This is a genomic window from Actinophytocola oryzae, assembly GCF_004364325.1.
Lineage (GTDB): Bacteria > Actinomycetota > Actinomycetes > Mycobacteriales > Pseudonocardiaceae > Actinophytocola > Actinophytocola oryzae.
The window spans coordinates 332,957-355,238 of sequence record NZ_SOCP01000007.1; the positions used below are offsets into that span (position 1 = coordinate 332,957).

The window sequence follows — 22,282 nt, forward strand, 5'->3', positions numbered from 1 at the left end:
CCCGGGCGGCGGCGGGTGGGCGCGTCGGCCTGCCCGCCGCGTGTCAGCGCAGACGCGCGGAACCGTGGCGCTCGGCCGCGCCCCAGGTCGCGAGGAACTCCGCGGTCGCGCCGACCGCCTCCTCGCGCAGGGTCTCCGCGTCCCGCCAGACTCGCAGGTCCACCGGGATGCGGTGGTGTGCGACGCGGGCGGCGAAGCCGAGCGAGTCGTCGAGCAGGCACTCGCTGCTCGCCACCAGCAGCCGCACCGGCGGCAGGCCGTCGAGGTTGGCGTGCAGCGGGCTGAGCAGGGAGTCGGTCCTGGGCAGTCCCGCGGCGTAGACCGCGGCGAACCGGCGTGCCTCGGCCAGGTCGAACCGGGGATCGGTGCTCGCGTTGAACTGCAGGCTCTTCGCGTCCAGCGTCAGGTCGAGCAGCGCCGACCTCAGCACCATGCAGCCCGGCATCGGCTCGTCGGTGTCCCGCAGGTCGACCAGCAGGGAGGCGGCGAGCCCGGCCCCCAGCATCTCCCCGCCCACCATCGCGACCCGGCCGAGGTCCTGTGCGAAGCGGTAGGCGTCCCGCGCGTCCGCCAGCGCCGCCGGGAACGACGGCCGGTACCCGGAACAGACGACGGTGGCACCAGTCCGCTCGGCGAGGCGCTCGGCAAGGCCCACGCCCGACACCGACCCGTCCGGCCGGGTCGAGAGCTGCAGGACGGTCGCCCCGCTCGCCTCGCGGGGGCGCACGACCGTGCCGAACCGGCCGGTCTCCAGGTGCACGTCAGCTGCCACGACTCATCCCTTCCGCGTCCGGGCCACTGCCGACCAGTGCGCCTCGGCGACCCACAGGCGCGCGAACGCCCGCGCCGCATCGCCGGCGGTGACCCCGCCCGCGACGACCCGCTTGATCTCCCGCGCCGCCGGGGTCGCGAGCGACCGCGCCATGGCGCGCCACCCCGCCTCGAACGACGCGCGGGGGAGCACCTCGTCGACCAGCCCGACCCGCTGCGCCTGCGCCGCGGTCAACACTGCGCCGGAACCCGCGAGCAGCAGCGCGCGGCTGCGGCCGACCACCGAGGCGAGCCGTTCCGCGCCGCCCCACGCCGGCATGATCGCGAGCGTCGACTGGGTGAACCCGATCTTCACGTCATCCGCGGCCACCCGGATGTCCGCGGCGACCGCGACCTCCGCGCCGCCGCCGAGGGCGTGGCCGTTGAGTGCCGCGAGCACCGGACCGGGGAAGCCGGCGAGCCGGTCGCAGATTCCCCGCATCCGCAGCGCCATCGCGGTGGCGTCGTCCTCGGTGCGGATCGCGCTCAGCTCCTTGAGGTCGCCCCCCGAGATGAACGCCCGGTCGCCCGCGCCCCGGATCACCAGCGCCCGCGCGTCGGCCGCGGCCACGAGCGCCTTCTCCAGCTGGTCCATGGTGGCCGGGGCGATGGCGTTGCGGACGTGCGGCCGGTCGATGGTGACGACCGCCAGCCCGTCGTCCAGCTCCAGCTCGACCATCGGCGGCACTCCCGGTGTTCGCCCCGCGTGATATTGGCATTCTCCTGTACGGAGAATAGCATGTTCAAGCATGCGAAAGATCCCCGCCGAGCTGGCCGAGCGGTACGAGGCGCACGGGTGGTGGACCCGCGACACCATCGGTGACCTGCTCGCCCGAGGGCTCGAAGCCGCGCCGGACGCGGTGTTCCGCGTGCACTCGGCGGTGCGGCCGTGGGCGGGGACGTTCCGCGACGTCGAGCACGTCGCGCGCAGGCTCGCGGCGGGGCTGCGGCGACGCGGCGTCGGCCCGGACGACGTGATCGCGTTCCAGCTGCCCAACTGGATGGAGGCGGCGGCCGTCTTCTGGGCGTCGGCGTTCCTCGGGACGGCGGTCGTGCCGATCGTCCACTTCTACGGCCGCAAGGAGCTGGGCTACATCCTCGAGGAGGTCTCGCCGACGGTGTTCGTCGGCGCCGAGAGCTTCGGGCGGCTGACCCACCAGCCCGACCTGTGCGCGCACGTGCCGGTCGTCGGCGTGGTGGGCCGCGACTTCGACGATCTCCTCGCCGACGAGCCCATGCCCGGCACCCTCCCCGCCGACCCGGCCGGGCGCGCGCTGATCGCCTTCACGTCCGGTACCACCCGCGACCCCAAGGGTGTGGTGCACAGCCACCAGACGCTCGGGCACGAGACGCGCCAGCTCGCCGGCCTGTACCCGCCCGACCGCGCCCGGCAGCTCACCGCCGCGCCGGTCGGGCACTTCATCGGCATGGTCAACGCGTTCCTGATCCCGGTCCTGGACGGCGTCCCGGTGCACCTCGCCGACACCTGGGACCCCGCGCGGGCGCTGGCGTTGATGGTGTCCGACGGGCTCACGGTCGGCGGCGGCGCGCCGTACTACGTCACGAGCCTGCTCGACCACCCCGACTTCACGCCCGCGCACCTGGCGCACATGAGGTACGCGGGCCTCGGCGGCGCGTCCGTGCCCGCGGCGGTCACGACGAGGCTGGCGGCGCTGGGCATCACGGTGTTCCGCTCCTACGGCAGCACCGAGCACCCGTCGGTCACCGGCTCGCGCCACACCGCGCCCGAGGCCAAGCGCCTGTTCACCGACGGGGACGTGCTGCCCGGCGTGGAGATCAGGCTGGCACCCGACGGCGAGATCCTGACCCGCGGCCCCGACCTGTGCCTCGGCTACACCGACGACGACCTGACCAGGCGCGCCTTCGACGACGAGGGCTGGTACGCCACCGGCGACGTCGGCGTGCTCGACGAGGACGGCTACCTCACGATCACCGACCGCAAGTCCGACGTGATCATCCGGGGCGGCGAGAACATCAGCGCAGCCGAGGTCGAGGAGGTGCTGCTCGGCATGGCGGGCGTCGCCGAGGCGGTGGTGGTCGCGGCCCCGGACGACCGGCTCGGCGAGCACGTCGCCGCACTGCTGCGCCTGCGCCCCGGCGCGGTACTGCCCACCCTCGCGCAGGTGCGGGACCACTTCGCGGCCGCGGGCCTCGCGAGGCAGAAGTGGCCGGAGGAACTGCACGAGGTCGCCGACCTCCCACGCACCGCGAGCGGCAAGGTCCAGAAGTTCGTACTCCGCGAAAACCTGGCAGCCACCCGAACCCCGACCCCGACCCCGCACCCGACGCACTGAAGGACGCCTTCCTTACACCCAGCGCAACGAAGGACGCCTTCAGAACGCCCAGTGCACTGAAGGACGCCTTCAGTGCGCCGGGCGGGAGCGGGACGGCTTCGGCGTTGCGGGGTTGGCTCTGGTGAGAATATGATTCTCGCAAAGTGACAAGGAGGATCTCATGCCAACGCGCGAGCTGCCGTTCCCCCTCTTCGATGCCGACAACCACCTGTATGAGACCGAGGACGCGCTCACCAGGTACCTGCCGGCCGCCTACGAGGGCGCGATCCAGTACGTGCAGGTGAAGGGCCGCACCAAGATCGCGATCCGTGGCCAGATCAGCGACTACATCCCCAACCCCACCTTCGAGGTGGTGGCCAGGCCCGGTGCGTGGGAGGACTACTACCGCGACGGCAACCCCGAGGGCAAGACGCTGCGCGAGGTGACGGGCAAGCCGATGAAGGCGATCCCGGCGTTCCGCGAGCCCGGGCCGCGCCTGGAGCTGATGAACGAGCTGGGGATCGCGCGCACGCTGATGTTCCCGACGCTCGCGAGCCTGATCGAGGAGCGGATGCGCGACGACCCGGAGCTGATCCACGTGGTCGTCCACGCGCTGAACCAGTGGCTGCACGAGACCTGGTCGTTCGACTACCAGAGCCGCATCTTCACCACGCCCGTGATCAGCCTGCCCATCGTGGACAAGGCGATCGAGGAGCTGGACTGGTGCCTCGAGCGCGGTGCGCGGGTGATCCTCGTGCGACCGGCGCCGGTGCCGGGGTACGGCGGCTCGCGGTCCTTCGCGATGCCCGAGTTCGACCCGTTCTGGAAGCGCGTCGAGCAGTCCGGTGTCCTGGTCGCGATGCACTCGTCCGACAGCGGCTACGCCCGCTACTCCGCGGACTGGGAGGGCTCACGGCTGGAGATGCGACCGTTCCAGGCGGACACGTTCCGCATGGTGGCCGAGTGGCGGCCGGTCACCGACGCGATCGCGTCGTGGGTCTGCCACGGGGCGCTGTACCGCTTCCCGGAGCTGAAGATCGCGGTCATCGAGAACGGGTCGGCCTGGCTCGTGCCGCTGCTCGACCAGCTGGCGACCGTCTACAAGAAGCAGCCCCAGGGCTTCCCGTCCGATCCGGTCGAGGAGATCCGCTCGCGCATCAACATCTCCCCGTTCTGGGAGGAGGACATGGCCGACCTCGCCGGCGTGATCGGGGTCGAGCGCGTGCTCTTCGGCTCGGACTACCCGCACCCCGAGGGCCTCGCCGACCCGGTCACCTACGTCGACGCGCTCGCGAGGATGACCCAGGAGGACCAGGCGAAGATCATGGGCGGTAACCTCGCCCGGCTCGTCGCGGTGTAGCCGTGACCTGGGCGTCGATCCCACGCATGGTGCAAAGCGCGGCCGACCGCTTCGGCGACGCCGAAGCGGTCGTCGACGGCGACCTGCGGCTCACGTTCACCGAGCTGGTGGCGCGGGTCGAGGTCGCCGCGGGCGCCTTCGCGTCCGCGGGTGTGGCGAAGGGGGACCGGGTCGCGGTCTGGGCCCCCAACTCCGCCGAGTGGATCGTGGCGGCGTTCGGCCTGCTGACCGCGGGCGGGGTGCTCGTGCCGATCAACACCAGGCTGAGACCCGCCGAGGCCGCCGACGTCGTCGTGCGGAGCGGCGCGAAGGCCGTGTTGGTGCGCAAGGACTTCCTCGGCATGGACTTCACCGGCCCGCCCGGCGTCCCCACGATCGACCTGGCGTCGGGCTTCCTCGCCAGCGGGTCGCCGCTGGTGCGTGAGTCGAGCGGCGACGACGTCTGCGACATCTTCTTCACCTCGGGCACGACCGGGCGGCCCAAGGGCGTGCTGATGACCCACGCCCAGACCCTGCGGCTCTACGCCGAGTGGTGCGACCTCGCCGACCTGCGAGAGGGCGACCGGTACCTGATCGCCAACCCGTTCTCCCACATCTTCGGCTACAAGGCGGGATGCGTGGCGTCCCTCATCCGCGGCGCGACGATCCTGCCGGTGCCGGTGTTCGACATCGACCGCGTGCTCGACCTGGTCGAGCACGAGCGCGTGACGATGTTGCCGGGACCACCCACCCTGTACCACTCGCTGCTCGCCGCGCGCGGGGACCGGGACCTGTCGTCGTTGCGCGCCGCGGTGACGGGTTCGGCGGACATCCCGGTCGAGCTGATCCGCCGCGTCCGCGAGGAGCTGCCGTTCCGGTCGATCATGACCGGCTACGGCCTCACGGAGGCGGGCACGGTGACGGCGTCGCGGCCGGGTGACTCGTTCGAGGACATCGCGACCACCGTCGGCACCGCGTGCGACGGAGTGGAACTGCGCGTCGCGGCGGACGGCGAGGTCATGGTGCGCGGCTACACGGTGATGAAGGGCTACCTGGACGACCCGGCCGCGACCGCCGAGGTCGTCGACGCCGACGGCTGGCTCGCCACCGGCGACCTCGGCACGCTCGACGACGCCGGCCGCCTGCGCATCGTGGGGCGCAAGAAGGACATGTTCATCGTTGGCGGGTTCAACGCCTACCCGGCCGAGATCGAGAACTTCCTCGCCGAGCACCCCGCGGTGGACCAGGTCGCGGTCGTCGGGGTGCCGGACGAGCGGCTCGGACAGGTCGGCAAGGCGTTCGTGGTGCCGCGCGGCGAGGTGACCGCCGAGGAGCTGATCGGCTGGAGCAGGGACAGGATGGCCGGGTTCAAGGTGCCCCGGTCCGTCGAGTTCCTGGAGGCGTTGCCGCTCAACGACTCCGGCAAGGTGCGCAAGGACCGGTTGCGGTGATCAGCTTCCGAGGCAGGGCACTGGTGCGGGACCGCGCCCTGGTCATGGCGATCGTGAACCGCACCCCGGACTCGTTCTACGACCGGGGCGCCACGTTCACCGACCGGCGCGCCATGATCGCGGTCGAGCGGGCGGTGGTCGAGGGCGCCGACCTCGTGGACATCGGCGGGGTCAAGGCCGGGCCCGGCAGCGAGGTGACCGTCGCGGAGGAGATCCGCCGGGTCGTCCCGTTCGTGGCCTCGGTCCGCGCGCGGTTCCCGGACCTGGTGATCAGCGTGGACACGTGGCGGCACGAGGTCGGGCGCGCGGCGCTCGTCGAGGGCGCCGACCTGGTCAACGACACGTGGGCGGGCGCGGACCGCAGGCTCGCCGAGGTCGCGGCGGAGTTCGGCGCGGGCTACGTGTGCTCCCACACCGGCGGGGTGCCGCCACGCACGCGGCCCCACCGCGTGCGTTACCCCGACGTGGTCGCCTCGGTGGTCGAGGAGACGGTCCGCCGCGCCGAGGAGGTGGTCGCGCTCGGCGTGCCCCGCGAGGGCGTGCTGATCGACCCGACGCACGACTTCGGCAAGAACACCTGGCACGGCCTCGAGCTGCTGCGCCGGGTGGACGAGCTGGTGGCGACGGGCTGGCCGGTGCTCATGGCACTGTCCAACAAGGACTTCATCGGCGAGACGCTCGGGGTGGGCCTGACGGAACGGGTCGACGGCACCCTCGCCGCGACGGCGATCGCGGCCCACCACGGGGCGGCGATGTTCCGCGCCCACGAGGTCCGCCGAACCCGGCAGGTCGTGGAGATGGCGGCCAGCATCGGCGGTACCCGGGCGCCGTCGTCGGGTGTGCGCGGTCTGGCGTGATGTCCACGGAGGACTGTCCGGAGCCGGCCTGGGCCGCGTCGGGAGCCATGGCGCTGACCGGCGAGCCGGACGGACCGCCGCTCCTGCCCGAAGCGCCGGTCGCGCCCCCGCTCCCGCTGGCCCCGTGCACTGAAGGACGCCTTCCTAACGCTCAGCGTTAGGAAGGCGTCCTTCAGTGCAGTCGGGCGGTCCGGGGGCGGGTGGGTCAGGGTTCGTGGGCTGGTTCTCCCGAGATGATCGTGGTGCGGACCGTTGCCGTCAGTACCTCGGCCACTGGACGGTCCAGCAGCACCAGGTCGGCCGGTGCGCCGCGGGTGATGCGGCGTGGTGGTCCGCCCGGGTCGGTCAGCGGTGACAGCATGCCGCGCAACGCCACCTCGACCGGGACCCGTTCGTGGGGGCCCAGCTCCCGCCCGGCCGCCGCGCGCAGGCACGCCCACGGGTCGGGGTCGCCGTACGGGGCGTCGCTGCTGGGTGCGACACGGACACCCGCCCGCAGCAGCGTCGCGTACGGCCACAGGTCCTGCCTGTCCTCCGGCTCGACGCGGTCGTGGTAGTCGTCGCCGCGCAGGGAGACCAGCGTCGGCTGGGTCACCACCCGGAGGCCTCGTCGGGCGAGTTCGCCCGCCAGTGCCGCGTCGGCCACCGCGCAGTGTTCGATCCGGTCGCCGGGCAGTCCGCCGGCGAGGTCGATCGCCGCGATGGTCAGCACGAGCGCGACACGGGTCACGCAGTGCACGGCGACCGGCCCGCCCCGGGCGTGTACCTCCCGGATCTGCTCGGCCAGCTCGTCGAGGGTGGGCAGGTGGTGGTCGGAGACGACCAGCTTGCGTGTCCCCAGCGCCAGCACGTGTTGGGGCAGCACGAGGTCTGCCGGGTCGGCTCCCGGTGTGGCGTCGGTGACGTGGGTGATCCCGAACGCGGCCAGCCGCCTGCCCAGGGGCGCCAGGTCCGGCACCGTCGCGCCGAGCACCGAACGCACCCACGCGTCGGCACGCCACAGCCGGCCGGTCGGGCGGCCGGTGTGGTCGCGTTCGATGCCGGGGTGCGTCGCGGTCGCCGCGCCCAGCCGGTCGAGGCCCGCCGAGTTGACCACCCACAGCGCGCCCGACCGGTGCTGCACCCGCAACGGCACCTCACCCCGCAGGCGGTCGAGCGTGTCGCGGTCCAGGGGGCCGTGCCGGACGTCGTCGTAGCCGGTCACCCGGAGCCAGCCGTCGGTGCCGGGGGCCGCGTGGGCCAGCGCCGGGAAGTCGGTGGCGGGGGCGGCGCACGCGGCCAGGTGGAGGTGGTGGTCGGCGAGGCCCGGCAGCAGTGCGCCACCCGCGCCGTCGAGGACCCGGTCGTCGGGGGCCGGCCGCAGTCCCCGGCCCACCTCGGCGATCGTGCCGTTCCGCACCCGGCAGTCGCCCCGGCCGATCCCGTACAGCTCGGCGTCCCGGATGAGCAGTCCGGTCATGACACCTCGTCCACCAGGCCCCACTCGAGTGCGGTGGCCGCGTCCAGCCGGGTGCCGGTGAGCATCAGCCACGCGGCACGCCACCGCCCGATCCGGCGGGGCACGCTCACCGTCCCACCCGCGCCCGGCACGAGTCCCATCGCGACCTCCGGCAGGGCGAACCACGCGTCCGACGCGGCGACGACCCGGCCCGCGAACGCCGCCACCTCCACACCCGCACCGACCGCCGCGCCGCCCACGCGCACGGTGACCTTGTCCCGCACCCGGTCGACGAGACGCCATGGTGCCTGCGCGAGCCGCGTCAGGTAGGCGGCGACCAGGTCCGTCGCGGTGCCGAACTCGGCGAGGTCACCGCCCGAGCAGAACACCGGTCCGGCGCCGGACAGGTCGACCCGCTGAACGGTCCCGTCCCACACCGCGACCTCGAGCGCCTCGCACAGCGCCGCCCGCATCGACGCCCCGAGCGCGTTGCGACGCTCGGGGCGGTCGAGCACGACCGACAGGAGGTCACCGTCCCGCTCGACCCGCACCGGCGTCCGCCCGGGCGCCACGGCCCGCACGGGTGGGCGGCCGGGCCCCGTGTCCGGCGTGGGTGGGAGGTCGGGGGCCGCGATCGGCGTCGGTGGTTGGTCGGGTGTCGCGACCGGTACGGGCGGGCGGTCGGACGGCGCGGCTGGCACGGGTGGGTGGTCAGGCGCCTCGGCCTGCACGGGTGGGAGGTCTGGCACCGCGCCCGGCGCCGGGGAGCGGTCGGGTGTCGCGTCCGGCCGGGGCGGTCGGTCGGCCGCAGCACGCACGGGTGGGCGTCGTGTCAGCCAGTCGGCGAACTCGTCGCCGCCCAGCAGCATCGAGTACGCGGCTGCCTCGGCCGCGAGGCCGGCCGGGACGGTCAGCTGTTCGGTCTGTCGCAGGAGCCTGCCGAGGACCGCCGCGGCCTGCGGCCGGCGCCGGACCGCGTCGGACAGCGCGCGGACTGCCTCCCCCACGTCCGGCACCGGGACGAGTTCCCGTGCCCGGGTGGGAAAACCGGCGAGGGTGAGGGTCGACGCCGACACCAGGGGCCGCAGGCGCGGTGGCGGTGGCCGGTTCGCGAGACACACCGTGAGCTGCACCGAGTCCACCACCTCGACGGCGGCACGCGTGATCGACTCCTCGTCCGCGTCGTGCCAGTCGTCCAACACGATCCGCCTCATCTGGCGAAGCCGGGTGGGACGAGCACGTCGTCGGGGGAGAGGTCGTGGACGTTGTCGTGCCCCAGCGCGAGCACGGTCGAGTCGATACCGGCCCGCAGCACGTCGAGGACGTTCTCCACCCCCGCCTGCCCACCCGCCGCCAGGCCCCACAGGTACGCGCGGCCGATCATGACCGCCCGCGCCCCCAGCGCCACCGCCTTGACCACGTCGCTGCCCCGCCGGATCCCGCCGTCGAGCAGCACCTCGACCTGGTCGCCGACGGCCGCCACGACGGCCGGGAGCGCGCGGATCGTCGCGGGCGTGCCGTCGAGGTTGTTGCCGCCGTGGTTGGAGACCGAGATCGCGCTCACGCCCGCGTCCACGGCCCGCCGCGCCTCGTCCGGCCGGTACACGCCCTTGAGCAGGAACGGCCCGTCCCACTGCTCCCGCAGCCAGCGCACGTCCTCCCAGCTCGGCGGCGGGGTCTGCATCCACTGGCCGTACGCGCCGAAGAACGCCGGCGGGGCCTGGCCGCCCGTGGCCATGTTCGGCACCGTGAGGTCCGGTACCCGGCCCGACCGCAGGTAGGCCCACAGCCACCGGGGTCGCGCGAGGGCCTGCGGCGCGAACCGCAGCGCCTCCCGCACGGTCAGGCGTTCCGGGATGTGCGGGCTGCCCCAGTCCCGGCTGTGCGAGAACGACCAGTCCAGCGTCAGGATCACACCCACCACCCCGGCGGCCCTGGCCCGTGCGAGGCGTTCGAGCATCTCGTCCCGGGTGCCGCACCAGTAGACCTGGAAGAACGTCCTCGGGTTCGCGGCGACGACCTCCTCCACCGGCTTGCTGGCGAACGAGCTCAGGCCCATCGCCGTGCCCCGTGACGCCGCCGCGCGCGCGACCGCGACCTCGCCCTGCGGGCACACCGCCTGCACCCCGGTGGGCGAGATGACCACGGGCATCGACACCGGCTGCCCCAGCACGGTCGTGGCCAGCTCGCGCTTGGCGGACAGGCCGGCCGTGCGTGGCGCGAAGCCCAGCTCGTCGAACGCGGACTGGTTGTCCCGCAGGGTCACGCCCTTCTCGGAGCCCGCGATCAGTGCACTGTAGACGGACGTCGGCAGTCGCTTCTTCGCCTGTCGCTGGGCATCGGCGACGGACTCGAACCAGGCCATGTCTCACGTCCTCGGGTGGGTGCGCCTGCGGATGCTCGGCAGCAGCGCGGCGGCGGTGCGGTGGGTGACGCTGCCCGCCCACACCCCGCTGCCGTAGGCGAGGTCGTCGGCGAGCCGCCCGAGCACGAACCGCGCCGGGTCCAGGGTGTGCCGGTGGCGCCACCACTCGGCCAGCGCCGGGCCGACCACCAGCGACGCCACCGCGGTCCGGTGGCCGCGGCGTGCGGCGAGCGCCGCCAGCACCGGCAGCGCGTACTGGGTGCCGTAGCGGCCGACGCCGAGCCACGTCCGGTAGGCCGCGTTCGCCATGACGCGGGTGACGCCGGGGTCCGGTTGTCCTGTGTGGCGCACCGCCTGCCGGGTGGTCAGTACGGATATCGCGAAGGCGGTCGCGGCCAGTGCGGGCCTGCGTGCGAGTGCGGCGGCGACGGTGGCCGCAGGCCACGGGAACAGCACCAGCGGCGGCACGTTGCCGGGATGGCGGAGCGCGAGGGGCGCGGCGGACGTGCCGTAGCGGAACCGCCGGTGCAGCAGGCCCCGCCAGGTCTCCGGTTCCAGGTGTCGCACGTGGACGGTCGGGTCGAAGCGCAGCCGCCAGCCCGCCTCGTGCAGCCGCCACACCAGGTCGACGTCCTCGCCGGCGACCGACAGCCCCGGGTCGAGCACGTCGCCGTCGCGGGCGACCGCGGCCAGCGCGGCACGGCGGAGCACCAGTGCGGCCGTCGGTGCCCACGCCACCCGGGTGCCCGGCGCGACGGCGGCGGGGGTCTCCCCGAGGTCGAGGCCGAACGTGGCACGTGTGTAGCGGCCCGCCCAGCTGTCCGGGGCGACCGGCACCACGCGGGGTGCGACCGCCGCGACCAGCGGGTCGGCGAAATGCCGTGCCAGGGCGGCGATCCAGCCCGGTGGCGGCACGCAGTCGCTGTCCACGAAGGCCACCAGCTCGGTGTCGGACGCGTCGATGCCGGTGTTGCGGGCGGCGGCCGGGCCGCCGTTGACCGGCCGCACGACCAGCCGGGCGCCGAACCGCCGCGCGGCGCGTGCGACCGCGCCGGGGTCGCGGGACGCGTCGTCGACGACGACGATCGGGTGGCCGTCGCGTGCCACGGCGGTGAGGCAGGGGACGAGCTTGTCGACCCGGTCGTGGACGGGGACCACGACGGTCACGTCGGGCGCGTTCGTCGAGGCGGGCGGCTCGGGGTGCGCGAGCCCGGCGTCGGTGAGCCTGCGGGCGAGGACCCCGGCGGCGGCGCTCGTGACCGGGCCGTTCGCCAGCTCCGTCCACGCGGCCCGGCCTGCCGGGGTGAGCCGGACGATCCTGGCGGGTGAGCCGCCGTACCAGCTGGTGGGGGAGAGCCGCCTCGTCGACTCGTCGAGCGTGATCCGGAACCCGGCGGGAAGTGGGGCGGTCGCGTGCCGGACGCACTGAAGGACGCCTTCATGACGCTGGGCGTTACGAAGGCGTCCTTCAGTGCGCTGGGGGTCGGGTGTCGCTGTCACAGGGAGAGTCCTCCGTCCACCGGGACCACGGCGCCGGTCATGCCGCTGCCCGCGGGACCGGCGATGAACGCGAGCACCTCGGCGACCTCCACCGGGTCCAGCAGGCGTCGGACCGGTTGCTGCGCGGCGAAGTCCTGTGCGCCGTCGAGGCCGTAGAGGCGGGCGCTCTCGGCCAGGACCGGGGTGTCGGTGGAGCCGGGGCTGACCGCGTTCGCGGTGACGCCGGTGCCGCCCAGCTCCACGGCCAGCGCCCGGACCAGCCCGGCGACCCCGGCCTTGGCCGCGCAGTAGGCGGCGAGCATCGGCAGCCCGCGCGTCGCGGCCACCGACGCGACCGCCAGGAACCGGCCCGAGCGCGGCACGGGCCTGCGCAGCAGCGCGGGCACGGCCGCCCGAGCCAGGTTCACCACCCCGCCGAGGTCCACCTCGAGCACCGCGCGCTGCTGGTCGACCGGGACCTCCCACAGCGGCGCGCCGCCCGCGACCACACCGGCGGCGGCCACCGCGATGTCCAGCCCGCCGTAGCGGGACTCGGCCTCCGCGACCGCCGCCACCATCCCGCCGGGGTCGCGCACGTCCGCGATGAAGGCCGCCGCGGTCGCGTGCCGGTTCGCCTCCTCGACCACGGCGGCGAGGTCGGTCTCGGTGCCGAGCGGGTAGGGGAGCGCCGGGTCGTCCTTGGCCCGGTCGACCGCGAGCACCGACCACCCCCTGGTCGCGAGCGCCACCACGGTCGCCGCCCCGATCCCGCGGGCCGCCCCGGTGACCAGCGCGACCCGGGTCACCACGGCTCCTCGCGCACCGCCCGGCACCGGCTCACGGCGCGAACCCCGCGAGCGGGCTCTCGTCGCAGGACCGGTCCGGCGGGCGACGCATCCCGATCGTCACCGGCACGGGTCGCCCGCGGTGCGAGTGGTCCAGCGACGGTCGCGGCTTGGTGTCCACCCCGGACAGGGCGGTCGCCCCGTGCCCCTTGACGCACTCCGGGTCGGGTCCGTCGAGCGGCAGGCCGGTGAAGAACTTCGCGGCCATGCACCCGCCCCGGCAGGCGTCGAATGCCGAACACGACGTGCACGCGCCGCCGGTCTGCGGCCTGCGCAGGTCGGTGAACAGCTCGGACTCCCGCCACACGCGGGAGAAGCCGCCGGTGTCGCGGACGTTGCCCGCGAGGAAGTTCTCGTGGATCGCGAACGGGCAGGCGTAGACGTCGCCGACCGGGTCGATCAGGCACACCACCCGCCCGGCACCGCACAGGTTCAGGCCAGGCAACGCGTCGCCGTAGGCCGCGAGGTGGAAGAAGGAGTCACCGGTGAGCACGTCCTCGCCGCGCGCGAGCAGCCAGTCGTAGAGCTGTCGCTGCTGCGCGGCGGTCGGGTGCAGCTCGTCCCAGACGTCCGCGCCCCGCCCGGACGGCCGCAGCCGGGTCAGCCGCAGCTGCGCGCCGAACCGGTCCGCGATCTCCTTGAACGCGTCGAGCTGGCCCGCGTTCGCCCGCGTGACCACGACCGACACCTTGAACCCCCGGAACCCGGCGGCACGCAGGTTCTCCATGGCACGCAACGCCGTCCGGTACGAACCGGGCCCGCGCACCGCGTCGTTGACCGCCTCGGTCGCGCCGTCGAGGGAGATCTGGACGTCCACGTAGTCGCTCGCCGCCAGCCGTTCCGCGACCGACGGCGTGATCCGGACCCCGTTGGTGGAGAACTTGACGCCCACGTGATGGGCGGTGGCGTAGTCGACCAGCTCCCAGAAGTCGGGACGCACGGTCGGTTCGCCGCCGCCGATGTTCACGTAGAACACCCGCATCCGCGCCAGCTCGTCGACGACCGCCTTGCACTCCACAGTGGACAGCTCACGCGGGTCGCGGCGCCCCGAGCTGGACAGGCAGTGCACGCACGACAGGTTGCACGCGTAGGTCAGCTCCCAGGTCAGGCAGATCGGCGCGTCGAGCCCGTACTGGAACTGCTCGACCAACGGCAGGACAGTCACGTTCGCTCCCGGATCATGTCGGACGCGGCCAGCGCGGTCAGCGCGGCGCGGAAGGCGGGCAGCTCCTCGACACCGACACCCGCGTGCTCACAGGCGATCCTGGCCGTCGGCCAGTCGCCGAGGGTCCGCACCACCGCCAGCAGCGCCGGGCTCTTCAGGAACGACAGCCGCCGCGTGCCGAAGTGGTACAGCAGTGCCCCGAACCGCTCCGGTCGCACCGCCACCTGCTCCGGCACGCGCCAGGCCGCGTCCAGAACGTCAGTCATTCTGTTCGCTCCGCAAGCTTCGCTCAGTACACACCGCACATTCCGTCGATCGAAACCTCTTCCACGAGCAGTTCCTCCACGACCAGCACCGGCTCGGGAGTGTCCTGCTCGATCGTCCGCGTCTGGTTGTCCGACATGGCGAACTCCTTTTTGGCACCGTGTGTCGAATATCTAGTACGATAACGTCACGGTGTGACACAAACAAGCCCCGGACGGCGCGGGCGACCCCGTGGCACCAGCGCCCGCCAGCTGGAGCTGATCGCGCTGCGCCTGTTCACCGGACAGGGTTTCCACGAGACGACCGTCGACCAGATCGCCGAGGCCGCTGGCGTCAGCAGGCGCACGTTCTTCCGCTACTTCGACGCGAAGTCCGAGGTGCTGTGGGCGGAGTTCGACAACGAGGTCACGACGATCCGCGCCATGCTCGCCGAGACGCCCGAGGACCTGCCCGTGATGGTCGCGGTGCGCCAGGCGGTCATCGCCGCCAACCACTACCGCGCGGAGGACGTGCCCGAGCTGCGCATGCGGATGCACCTGATCAGCACCGTGCCCGAGCTGGCCGCCAGCGCCACCGTCCACTACGACGCCTGGGAACGGGCCATCGCCGAGTTCGTCGGCCGCCGCACCGGCCAGCCCGGCGACTCCCTGTACCCGCTCGCCGCGGGCCGCGCCACCCTCGCCGCCTGCCGGGCGGCCTACGAACGCTGGTCGGCCCGCGCGGACGCCGACCTCACGCACTACCTCGACGCCGCACTCCGTGCCCTGGCAGCGGGTTTCGGCGACACCGCGCTGACCACAGAGCCGGATCCCGGCAGTGGCAGCGAATCCGGCGGGGTCAGCGCGCGGTCCACCCGCCGTCCACGACGACCGTCTGCCCGGTGACGTAGCGCCCGGCGTCGCCGACGAGCCACAGGACGGCGCCCACGATGTCGTCCGCGGTGCCCTCCCGGGGCAGCGGGGTGTTGCGGCGCAGGTACTCGACGGCTCGCTCGCTCTCGTACAGCGGACCGGTGATCTCGCTGCGGAAGAAGCCCGGTGCCACGGTGTTCACGCGGATCGAGTGCCGCGCCCACTGCACCGCCAGCTCGGCCGTCAGCCCGGACAGGCCGGCCTTGCTCGCCGCGTAGGACGCCTGCGGAATCCCGGGGATGCCGACCCGGCCGCTGATCGACGACACGTTCACGACCACACCCCGGCCCGCGTCACGCATGTGCGGGAACACGGCCTGCGCCAGCAGGAACGGCGCCACCAGGTTGAGGTCCAGCGTGCGGCGGACGGCGTCGAGCGGCTCGGACTCGGCGCGTTCGGTCGTGAACATGTTCCCGGCCGCGCTGACGAGGATCTGCGGCGGACCCAGGCCCTCGACGACCGCGGGCACCACCGTGCCGACCTCGTCCACGCTGGACAGATCACGGCAGACGGCGACGCCGCCGATCTCCTCGGCCAGCTCCGCCAACCGGTCCCGGCGCCGCGCGACCACCGCGACCCGGGCGCCGAACGCGGCCAGTGCCCTGGCCACGGCCGCGCCGAGACCCGACGACGCGCCGGTCACGATCGCGACCCGGCCGTCGAGGCGGAACATCGTGTCGGGGTCCGGCGGCACTGGTCTCCTTCGCGCGAGGTCTCTAGCCGCGGCGGAACCGCGCCCGGCTGGCTGCCGACGCCGCGTCGACCACCCGGTCCCTGAGCGTGCGGTTCACCCAGCGCTGGGTCGCCGTGAGGTGCTCCCCGGCGATCCGCGCCGCCTCGTCGGCGTCGCCTGCCGCGATGCTCGCCACGAGGCGCTCGTGCGCGTGCTGGGCGGCCTCGCAGTCCGTGCGCGACGGGTACGCGCCCCGCGACACCTGTGCGTCCGCCCACGCCTCCTCCTGGACCGACCAGAGCGACGTGATGCTCTTGACGACCACGCGCAGCGTGGTGTTGGGCTCGAAACCCACGATGGCGTCGTGGAAGTCACGCGAGGCACGGGTGAACGCCGCGCCGTCGTCGATGTGGCGCAGGCTCTCGGCCAGCAGTGCCTTCAGGTGTGGCACGACGGCCCGCCGCCGGTCCGACCGCCGCGCGCAGTGCGCCGCGCACAGCGGTTCCAGTGTGGCGAGGGCGGTGCCGAGGTCGGGAGCCGTGACCCGCATCGCCTGGAGCGTCAGGCCGAGCGCGTAGCCGGCGGTCCCGATGTCGGGCGCGTGCACGGTGGCGCCGCCGCGGTTGCCGCGCCGCACGGTCACGAAGCCCTCGGTCTCGAGGATCCGCAGCGCCTCGCGCACCGACGGGTGGCTGACGCCGAACTCGGCCATCAGCTCCTCCTGCTTGGGCAGCGTCGAGCCGTCCTCGATGCCACCCGCGAGGATCCGGTCGCGCAGGGCCGAGGCGACCAGCTCCGCCATGCGCAGCTGCCCGATCTTCACCGGCTGTGCGGTCACCATGATTGCAAGGCTAACAGTGATCCCGGACGAGGTCGGGCAGCCCGGCGCGCACGACCTTGCCCATGGCGTTCACCGGCAGGGCGGCCACCTGCGACCAGACCTCCGGCACCTTGTACGGGGCGAGCGCGGCCCGGCAGCGCTCGGCGAGCGCCGTGAGGTCGAGCGGGGGACCGGTGCTCTCGACGAGGGCGGCCACCCGTTGTCCGAGCCGGTCGTCGGGGATCCCGCACACGGCCACCCGTGCGACGTCCGGGTGTGCGGCGATGACCCGCTCCACCTCGAGCGGGTAGACGTTGGCCCCGCCGCGGATGATGACGAGCTTCCTGCGGTCCAGCACCGTGAGCCACTCGTCGACGGTGCCGACGTCGCCGGTGGCGACGGGGCCCGGCTCCGGTGGCCGGACGCCGCCGCGCTCCCAGTACCCGAGCATCGGCCGCCACCGGCCCGCCCACGGCCCGGTGGTCGCCGCGGAAAGGCGCAGTTCGCCCAGCTCGCCGGGCGGCAGGCGGTTGCCGTCGTCGTCGTACGCGGCCACGTCGTAGTGCGGCAGCACCCGTCCGCTCGCGCCCGGCCGCCACCCGGTCCCCGGCGGGTCGATCGCCACGACGGTCGGCGCCTCGGTCAGGCCGTAGGTGGCCCGGGGGACGAGCCCGTGCGTGCCCGCGAACGCCTCGCGCACCGAGTCCGGGGTGTCGCCGCCGCCGCTCCACACCTCGCGCAGCGTCCCGAGGTCCCGGTCGGGACGGGCGGCGAGGTCGTAGAGCTGTGCCGGGGCGCCGTTCCACACGGTGACGCGGCGTGTGGTGATCCAGTGGGCGACCCCGTCGACGTCGCGGCGGTCCATCACGACGGCGCACCCGCCTGCCTGCGCGGTGAGCAACGTGGACAGGACCATCAGGTTGAGGATGGTGAGCGGGAAGCTGTCGCCCTTGCGCAGCTCTGGTCCCCAGCCCCGGGTGGCGACGAGGACCGCGCCCGGCAGCAGGAGGTTGCGCTGGCTGTGCACGACCGCCCTGGGGCGACCGGATGTGCCGCTGGTGAAGGCGATCCCGGCCGGCGCGTCGACGTCCGGGTCCACGTGCGGCACCGGTTCGTCGCGGGCCAGGAGCGCCGCCCACCGGTCCAGGTCGACACCGTCCAGGTGGCACCGTGGCCCGGCCAGCACGACGGCCGGGTCGCACACCTCCCGCAGCTCGCGTTGCTCGGCCGCCGACAGCGCCTCGCCGATGCCCGCCCAGACCGCACCGATCCGTTGTGTGCCATGGAAGGCCGCCACGATGTCCAGATCGTTGGGCAGACAGGCCGCGACCCGGTCGCCGGGACGCACCCCGAGCGACCACAGTGCGCCCGCCGCGCGTCGGGCCCGGTCGTCGAGCTCGGCGTAGGTCCAGACGCCGGACGCCGCCTCGACGGCGGGGGCGTGCGGGTCGGACGCGAGCGCCGCGTCCAGAACTCCGGCGATGCTGTGCACAACCCTTCTTATCACTATCCTTGCAAGGATTCACCAGATAGTGTCGAACGCGTGGAGTCACACACGGGACCGTTGTCCGGGGTGCGGGTCGTCGACCTCACGGCGATGGTGATGGGGCCCTACTGCACACAGATCATGGCCGACATGGGTGCGGACGTGGTCAAGATCGAGCCACCGTCGGGGGACAACACCCGCTACATCTCGGTCGGGCCCGAACCGGGCATGGCAGGCGTCTTCGTCAACGTCAACCGCGGCAAGCGCAGTGTGGTGCTGGATCTGCGCACCGAGGCGGGAAAGGCGTCGCTGCGCGCACTCGTGGCACGGGCCGACGTGGTCATCCACTCGATGCGGGCCACGGCCATCGCGCGGCTCGGCTTCAGCTACGCGGACGTTGCCGCGGTCAACCCGTCGGTCGTCTACACCAACTGCTACGGCTACGGCCGCCGCGGCCCGGAGGCCGATCGCACCGCCTACGACGACACGATCCAGGCGGAGTGCGGCCTCGTGTCCGCGCAGGAGAGGCTGACCGGCCGGGCCGCCTACGTCGGCACCATCCTGGCGGACAAGGTCGCCGGGCTGACTGCCCTGTACGCCACCACGATGGCGTTGTTCCACCGTGAACGGACCGGCGAGGGCCAGGAGGTCGAGATTGGCATGTTCGAGACCATGGCCTCGTTCATGCTCGTCGAGCACGCGGGCGGCGCGCTGTTCAGCCCCGCGCTCGGTGGCGCCGGGTACCCGCGTGCGGTGACACCCGACCGTAGGCCCTACCGCACCAAGGACGGGTACCTGTCCGCCCTGGTGTACAACGACAAGCAGTGGTCCGCGTTCGTCGCGGCCGTTCGTCCGGAGTGGGCGGACGCGCGGTTCGCCACCCTCGAGCAGCGAGCACGCCAGATCGACACCGTCTACGCGTTGCTGGGGGAGACCTTCGCGGCCCGCACGACCCAGGAGTGGCTGGACCTGTTGCGGTCCCTCGACATCCCCGCCGCCCCGGTCCGCACGCTCGACGAGCTGTTCGACAACGCGCACCTCGACGCGGTGGGCTTCTTCGAGACGGTCGACACGCCGAACGGCCCGGTGCGGTTCCCCGGCTCGCCTGCCTGGTTCTCCCGCAGCCCCGGCCGGGTCGCGGGCCCGGCGCCGAGACTCGGCGCCCACACCGAGGAGGTCGCGGCCGAACTCGGTCTGGTGGAGGGAAACCAGTGATCGCACGCTCCTGGCTGTTCGCCCCGGGTGACAGCGAGAAGAAGATGGTCAGGGCCGCCGCTGGCCCGGCGGACGTCGCCATCCTCGACCTGGAGGACGCGGTGGCCGAGGAGGCCAAGCCCGCCGCACGAACGATGGTCGCGGACTTCCTCGCCGCCCGACCCGAGGCGGACCGGGCACGGCTGTGGGTGCGGATCAACCCCCTCGACGGCCCGCACGCGCTCGCCGACCTGGCCGTGGTGATCCCGGCACGCCCGGGAGGCGTCATGCTGCCCAAGGCGAACGGCCGGGCGGACGCGGAACGGCTCGACCACTACCTGTCGGCACTGGAGGTCTCGGCCGGGATCGACCGGGCCACGACGAAGGTCATCGTCCTGGTCACCGAGACCGCCGCGGCGATGTTCACCACCGGCTCGTACGTGGGCGCGCCGAGGGTCGTGGCGATGACCTGGGGCGCCGAGGACCTCGCCGACGCCGTCGGTGCCGCCGGGAACCGCGGTCCCGACGGGAGCTACGGGTTCACCTACGAGCTGGCGAGAAGCCTGTGCCTGCTGGGCGCGGCCGCCGCGGGCGTCGCGCCGGTCGACACCATCCACGGCGACTTCCGCGACCTCGACGGCCTGCGTGCGCGGGCCGAGAAGGTGCGCCGGGACGGCTTCCAGGGCATGCTCGCCATCCACCCCGCCCAGGTCGACGTGATCAACACGGCGTTCACGCCGACGACGGCGGAACTCGCCGCCGCGCAGGAGATCGTCGACCTGTTCGCCGCGAACGCCGGTGCCGGGACGATCGGCCACCGGGGCGTGATGCTGGACCGCCCCCACCTCGCCCGGGCCCGCGCGGTGCTGGCGGCGGGTGGTCGAGGATGAGCGTGGACCTGCGCCGCCACCTGCGTCCCGGTGACCGCATCGTCATGGGGCAGGCGTGCGGAGAGCCGACCACGCTCGTCGAGGCGCTGCTCGCGCAGGCCGGCGACATCGGTGGGCTCTCGGCGTTCGTCGCGACGAGCTTCTCCGGCCTGTTCACCCCGGGAGCGGGCTTCTCGCTGTCGAGCATGGGCGCGATCGGCGGGTTGCGGACCATGGCGAAGGCACGCGAGCTGACCGTGGTCCCGTGTCATGTCAGCCAGGTCGGCCCGCTGATCGAGGCGGGGACCATCGGCTGCGACGTCGCCTTCGTACAGGTCAGCCCGGCCGACGAGAACGGCGACCACAGCTGCGGGCTCATCGGCGACCACGTGCTGGCCGCGGTCGCGAAGGCCCGTGTCGTCATCGCCGAGGTCAACGACCAGGTGCCGTTCACCGTCGGCGAGACGCTCCCCTCGGCCGCGATCGACCACGCCGTCCGGGTGTCACGGCCGCCGGTCGAGGTGCCTCCCGCGCGGATCACCGACACCGACGAGGCCATCGCGCACCACGCCGCCGCCTACGTCGAGGACGGCTCGGTCCTCCAGACCGGGATCGGGGCCGTGCCCGACGCGATCCTCCGCCTGCTGCGTGACCGCACGGACCTCGGCGTGCACTCGGGCATGCTGGGTGACGGCCTGGTCGACCTGGTCGAGGCGGGGGTGGTCACCAACGCGCGCAAGGACATCGACCGGGGCGTCTCGGTCACCGGCGCCCTCATCGGCACCCGCCGCCTTTACGCCCACGCCGACCGCAACCCCGACCTCCGCCTGTGCGCGGCGTCCTACACCCACGACCCGGCGGTGCTGGCGCGGCTCGACCGGCTCGTGACCGTCAACTCGGCGGTGGAGGTCGACCTCACCGGCCAGGTCAACGCCGAGCAGAGCGGCTCGGCCTACCTCGGCGGCACCGGTGGGCAGGGCGACTTCGTCCGGGCAGGTGCCCGTTCGCCGGGTGGTCACGCCGTCGTCGCGTTGCCCGCCACCGCGAGGGGCGGCACGGTCAGCAGGATCACCGCCGCCCTGTCCGGCCCCGTCACGGTCGCGCGCAGCGACGTGGACGTGATCGTCACCGAGTTCGGCGCGGCCGAGCTGAAGGGCCGCTCGCTCGCCGAACGCGCGGGCAGGCTGGTGGCGATCGCCCACCCCGACTTCCGCGAAGAACTGGCACGGGAGGCACACGCCATTGCCCAGCGAGGTTTCTGACGCCGTCCTGTTCGACGCCCGCGACGACGGCATCGCCGTCATCACGCTCAACCGGCCGCGGTCACGCAACTGCCTGACCCGCGAGGTCCGGGACGGGCTCGGTGCCGCGTGGGACCGGTTCGAACACGACCCGGCGCTGCGCGTCGCGATCCTCACCGCCTTGGGGGAGAAGGCGTTCTGCGCGGGCGGCGACCTGAAGGAGATGGTGGCGACCGGCATGGGGGTGCCGCCCCGTGAGATGTTCCCCGTCCCGTACGACACGGTGGAACTGTCCAAACCGACCATCGCGGCCGTGAACGGCGCGGCGTACGCGGGCGGGTGGATGATCGCCCAGGCGTGTGACCTGTGCGTGGCGAGCACGAGTGCCACCTTCGCGGTGACGGAGGTCAGGGTGGGCCGTGCGTCCCCGTGGGCGGCGCCGCTGATCCACATGATCCCGCAGCGGATCATGATGGAGCTCCTGCTCACCGGGCGCCCCGTCACCGCGCGGCGGGCCTACGAGATCGGCCTCGTCAACCGGCTCGCCGAGCCTGCCGACCTGCTGGCGACCGCGCTCGACCTGGCGCACGAGATCCTCGCGGGCGCACCGCTGTCGGTGAGGGCGGCACGCGAGGTCGTCATGCTCGCGACGGAGATGGGCCGCACGGCGGCACTCCAGGCGGCCCGCCACGCGTCGGAACACTGCTACCACAGCGAGGACGCCCAGGAGGGCCCGAGGGCGTTCGCCGAGAGGCGCGCTCCCCGGTGGCAGGGCCGGTAG

General features: G+C 73.4%; 22 protein-coding genes. 9 read left to right on the forward strand and 13 right to left on the reverse strand.

The window, feature by feature from the left end:
• Nucleotides 1-43: 43 nt before the first annotated feature.
• The gene (locus CLV71_RS21260) at nucleotides 44-772 is read right to left on the reverse strand and encodes an alpha/beta hydrolase fold domain-containing protein (protein WP_208297651.1); all 729 of its coding nucleotides are present in this window, start codon (nucleotides 770-772) and stop codon (nucleotides 44-46) included.
• A gap of 3 nt (nucleotides 773-775) precedes the next feature.
• Nucleotides 776-1,489, reverse strand: coding sequence for an enoyl-CoA hydratase/isomerase family protein (locus tag CLV71_RS21265; RefSeq protein ID WP_133904560.1), 714 nt, complete (start codon nucleotides 1,487-1,489; stop codon nucleotides 776-778).
• 70 nt (nucleotides 1,490-1,559) lie between these two features.
• On the opposite strand from CLV71_RS21265, the gene CLV71_RS21270 reads away from it, so the two are divergent.
• The 4 genes from CLV71_RS21270 to folP all read left to right on the forward strand — a co-directional run bounded on the left by CLV71_RS21270 (nucleotide 1,560) and on the right by folP (nucleotide 6,751).
• Complete coding sequence (locus CLV71_RS21270) at nucleotides 1,560-3,125, forward strand: AMP-binding protein (protein ID WP_133904561.1); 1,566 nt, start codon at nucleotides 1,560-1,562, stop codon at nucleotides 3,123-3,125.
• Nucleotides 3,126-3,285: 160 nt separating this feature from the next.
• A complete protein-coding gene (locus tag CLV71_RS21275; protein WP_133904562.1) occupies nucleotides 3,286-4,464 on the forward strand; it encodes an amidohydrolase family protein in 1,179 nt (392 codons plus the stop codon).
• A gap of 2 nt (nucleotides 4,465-4,466) precedes the next feature.
• On the forward strand, nucleotides 4,467-5,894 hold the full coding sequence (locus tag CLV71_RS21280) for a FadD3 family acyl-CoA ligase (RefSeq protein WP_133904563.1): 1,428 nt from the start codon (nucleotides 4,467-4,469) through the stop codon (nucleotides 5,892-5,894).
• 44 nt (nucleotides 5,895-5,938) lie between these two features.
• On the forward strand, nucleotides 5,939-6,751 hold the full coding sequence (folP, locus tag CLV71_RS21285) for a dihydropteroate synthase (protein ID WP_133904683.1): 813 nt from the start codon (nucleotides 5,939-5,941) through the stop codon (nucleotides 6,749-6,751).
• Nucleotides 6,752-6,956: 205 nt separating this feature from the next.
• Here folP and CLV71_RS21290 read toward each other — a convergent pair whose 3' ends face one another.
• The 8 genes from CLV71_RS21290 to mftA are packed head-to-tail and all read right to left on the reverse strand — an operon-like array spanning nucleotide 6,957 to nucleotide 14,446.
• Nucleotides 6,957-8,210 carry an amidohydrolase family protein gene (locus CLV71_RS21290; protein WP_133904564.1) on the reverse strand — a complete coding sequence of 418 codons (1,254 nt, stop codon included), beginning with the start codon at nucleotides 8,208-8,210 and terminating at the stop codon, nucleotides 6,957-6,959.
• Nucleotides 8,207-9,403, reverse strand: a complete 1,197-nt coding sequence (locus CLV71_RS49365; RefSeq protein ID WP_243866617.1) for an enoyl-CoA hydratase-related protein — start codon at nucleotides 9,401-9,403, stop codon at nucleotides 8,207-8,209. The genes CLV71_RS21290 and CLV71_RS49365 overlap by 4 nt, the downstream gene beginning before the upstream one ends.
• Entirely contained in the window at nucleotides 9,400-10,554 is a 1,155-nt protein-coding gene (mftD, locus tag CLV71_RS21300; protein ID WP_133904565.1) for a pre-mycofactocin synthase MftD, read from the reverse strand. The genes CLV71_RS49365 and mftD overlap by 4 nt, the downstream gene beginning before the upstream one ends.
• 3 nt (nucleotides 10,555-10,557) lie before the next feature.
• Nucleotides 10,558-12,054 carry a mycofactocin biosynthesis glycosyltransferase MftF gene (mftF, locus tag CLV71_RS21305; protein WP_133904566.1) on the reverse strand — a complete coding sequence of 499 codons (1,497 nt, stop codon included), beginning with the start codon at nucleotides 12,052-12,054 and terminating at the stop codon, nucleotides 10,558-10,560.
• The gene (locus tag CLV71_RS21310; RefSeq protein WP_243866618.1) at nucleotides 12,051-12,839 is read right to left on the reverse strand and encodes a mycofactocin-coupled SDR family oxidoreductase; all 789 of its coding nucleotides are present in this window, start codon (nucleotides 12,837-12,839) and stop codon (nucleotides 12,051-12,053) included. The genes mftF and CLV71_RS21310 overlap by 4 nt, the downstream gene beginning before the upstream one ends.
• A gap of 31 nt (nucleotides 12,840-12,870) precedes the next feature.
• Nucleotides 12,871-14,034, reverse strand: coding sequence for a mycofactocin radical SAM maturase (mftC, locus tag CLV71_RS21315; protein ID WP_133904685.1), 1,164 nt, complete (start codon nucleotides 14,032-14,034; stop codon nucleotides 12,871-12,873).
• 5 nt (nucleotides 14,035-14,039) lie between these two features.
• On the reverse strand, nucleotides 14,040-14,309 hold the full coding sequence (gene mftB / locus CLV71_RS21320; protein WP_133904568.1) for a mycofactocin biosynthesis chaperone MftB: 270 nt from the start codon (nucleotides 14,307-14,309) through the stop codon (nucleotides 14,040-14,042).
• A gap of 23 nt (nucleotides 14,310-14,332) precedes the next feature.
• Nucleotides 14,333-14,446: a mycofactocin precursor MftA gene (gene mftA, locus CLV71_RS21325; RefSeq protein ID WP_133904569.1), complete on the reverse strand. Its 114-nt coding sequence runs from the start codon at nucleotides 14,444-14,446 to the stop codon at nucleotides 14,333-14,335.
• 55 nt (nucleotides 14,447-14,501) lie between these two features.
• Between mftA and mftR the strand changes: the two genes are divergently transcribed.
• Complete coding sequence (mftR, locus tag CLV71_RS21330; RefSeq protein WP_133904570.1) at nucleotides 14,502-15,191, forward strand: mycofactocin system transcriptional regulator; 690 nt, start codon at nucleotides 14,502-14,504, stop codon at nucleotides 15,189-15,191.
• Here the strand turns inward: mftR and CLV71_RS21335 are convergent.
• Genes CLV71_RS21335 through CLV71_RS21345 form a run of 3 tightly spaced genes read right to left on the reverse strand, consistent with a single transcriptional unit; the run spans nucleotide 15,145 to nucleotide 18,203 of the window.
• A complete protein-coding gene (locus CLV71_RS21335) occupies nucleotides 15,145-15,912 on the reverse strand; it encodes an SDR family NAD(P)-dependent oxidoreductase (RefSeq protein WP_208297652.1) in 768 nt (255 codons plus the stop codon). The two genes, mftR and CLV71_RS21335, sit on opposite strands and share 47 nt — an antisense overlap.
• 22 nt (nucleotides 15,913-15,934) lie before the next feature.
• Nucleotides 15,935-16,732 carry a FadR/GntR family transcriptional regulator gene (locus CLV71_RS21340; protein WP_133904571.1) on the reverse strand — a complete coding sequence of 266 codons (798 nt, stop codon included), beginning with the start codon at nucleotides 16,730-16,732 and terminating at the stop codon, nucleotides 15,935-15,937.
• Nucleotides 16,733-16,742: 10 nt separating this feature from the next.
• Nucleotides 16,743-18,203, reverse strand: a complete 1,461-nt coding sequence (locus tag CLV71_RS21345) for a class I adenylate-forming enzyme family protein (protein ID WP_208297653.1) — start codon at nucleotides 18,201-18,203, stop codon at nucleotides 16,743-16,745.
• Between the two features lie 51 nt (nucleotides 18,204-18,254).
• On the opposite strand from CLV71_RS21345, the gene CLV71_RS21350 reads away from it, so the two are divergent.
• From CLV71_RS21350 to CLV71_RS21365, 4 genes are read left to right on the forward strand one after another with little or no spacing between them, the layout of a single operon-like run.
• Nucleotides 18,255-19,412, forward strand: coding sequence for a CaiB/BaiF CoA transferase family protein (locus CLV71_RS21350; protein ID WP_208297654.1), 1,158 nt, complete (start codon nucleotides 18,255-18,257; stop codon nucleotides 19,410-19,412).
• Nucleotides 19,409-20,281: an HpcH/HpaI aldolase/citrate lyase family protein gene (locus CLV71_RS21355; protein ID WP_208297655.1), complete on the forward strand. Its 873-nt coding sequence runs from the start codon at nucleotides 19,409-19,411 to the stop codon at nucleotides 20,279-20,281. The genes CLV71_RS21350 and CLV71_RS21355 overlap by 4 nt, the downstream gene beginning before the upstream one ends.
• Nucleotides 20,278-21,522, forward strand: coding sequence for an acetyl-CoA hydrolase/transferase family protein (locus tag CLV71_RS21360; protein WP_133904573.1), 1,245 nt, complete (start codon nucleotides 20,278-20,280; stop codon nucleotides 21,520-21,522). Before CLV71_RS21355 ends, CLV71_RS21360 begins: the two co-directional genes overlap by 4 nt.
• Nucleotides 21,503-22,282, forward strand: a complete 780-nt coding sequence (locus CLV71_RS21365) for an enoyl-CoA hydratase/isomerase family protein (protein ID WP_133904574.1) — start codon at nucleotides 21,503-21,505, stop codon at nucleotides 22,280-22,282. Before CLV71_RS21360 ends, CLV71_RS21365 begins: the two co-directional genes overlap by 20 nt.

What these genes read in the sequence shown, in the direction of transcription:
- mftD (WP_133904565.1), bottom strand. Translation starts at nt 10,554, where the DNA reads ATGGCCTGGTTCGAGTCCGTCGCCGATGCCCAGCGACAGGCGAAGAAG.
- mftB (WP_133904568.1), bottom strand. Translation starts at nt 14,309, where the DNA reads ATGACTGACGTTCTGGACGCGGCCTGGCGCGTGCCGGAGCAGGTGGCG.
- CLV71_RS21290 (WP_133904564.1), bottom strand. Translation starts at nt 8,210, where the DNA reads ATGACCGGACTGCTCATCCGGGACGCCGAGCTGTACGGGATCGGCCGG.
- CLV71_RS21265 (WP_133904560.1), bottom strand. Translation starts at nt 1,489, where the DNA reads ATGGTCGAGCTGGAGCTGGACGACGGGCTGGCGGTCGTCACCATCGAC.
- CLV71_RS21275 (WP_133904562.1), top strand. Translation starts at nt 3,286, where the DNA reads ATGCCAACGCGCGAGCTGCCGTTCCCCCTCTTCGATGCCGACAACCAC.
- CLV71_RS49365 (WP_243866617.1), bottom strand. Translation starts at nt 9,403, where the DNA reads ATGAGGCGGATCGTGTTGGACGACTGGCACGACGCGGACGAGGAGTCG.
- CLV71_RS21340 (WP_133904571.1), bottom strand. Translation starts at nt 16,732, where the DNA reads ATGGTGACCGCACAGCCGGTGAAGATCGGGCAGCTGCGCATGGCGGAG.
- CLV71_RS21360 (WP_133904573.1), top strand. Translation starts at nt 20,278, where the DNA reads ATGAGCGTGGACCTGCGCCGCCACCTGCGTCCCGGTGACCGCATCGTC.
- CLV71_RS21270 (WP_133904561.1), top strand. Translation starts at nt 1,560, where the DNA reads ATGCGAAAGATCCCCGCCGAGCTGGCCGAGCGGTACGAGGCGCACGGG.
- folP (WP_133904683.1), top strand. Translation starts at nt 5,939, where the DNA reads ATGGCGATCGTGAACCGCACCCCGGACTCGTTCTACGACCGGGGCGCC.
- mftA (WP_133904569.1), bottom strand. Translation starts at nt 14,446, where the DNA reads ATGTCGGACAACCAGACGCGGACGATCGAGCAGGACACTCCCGAGCCG.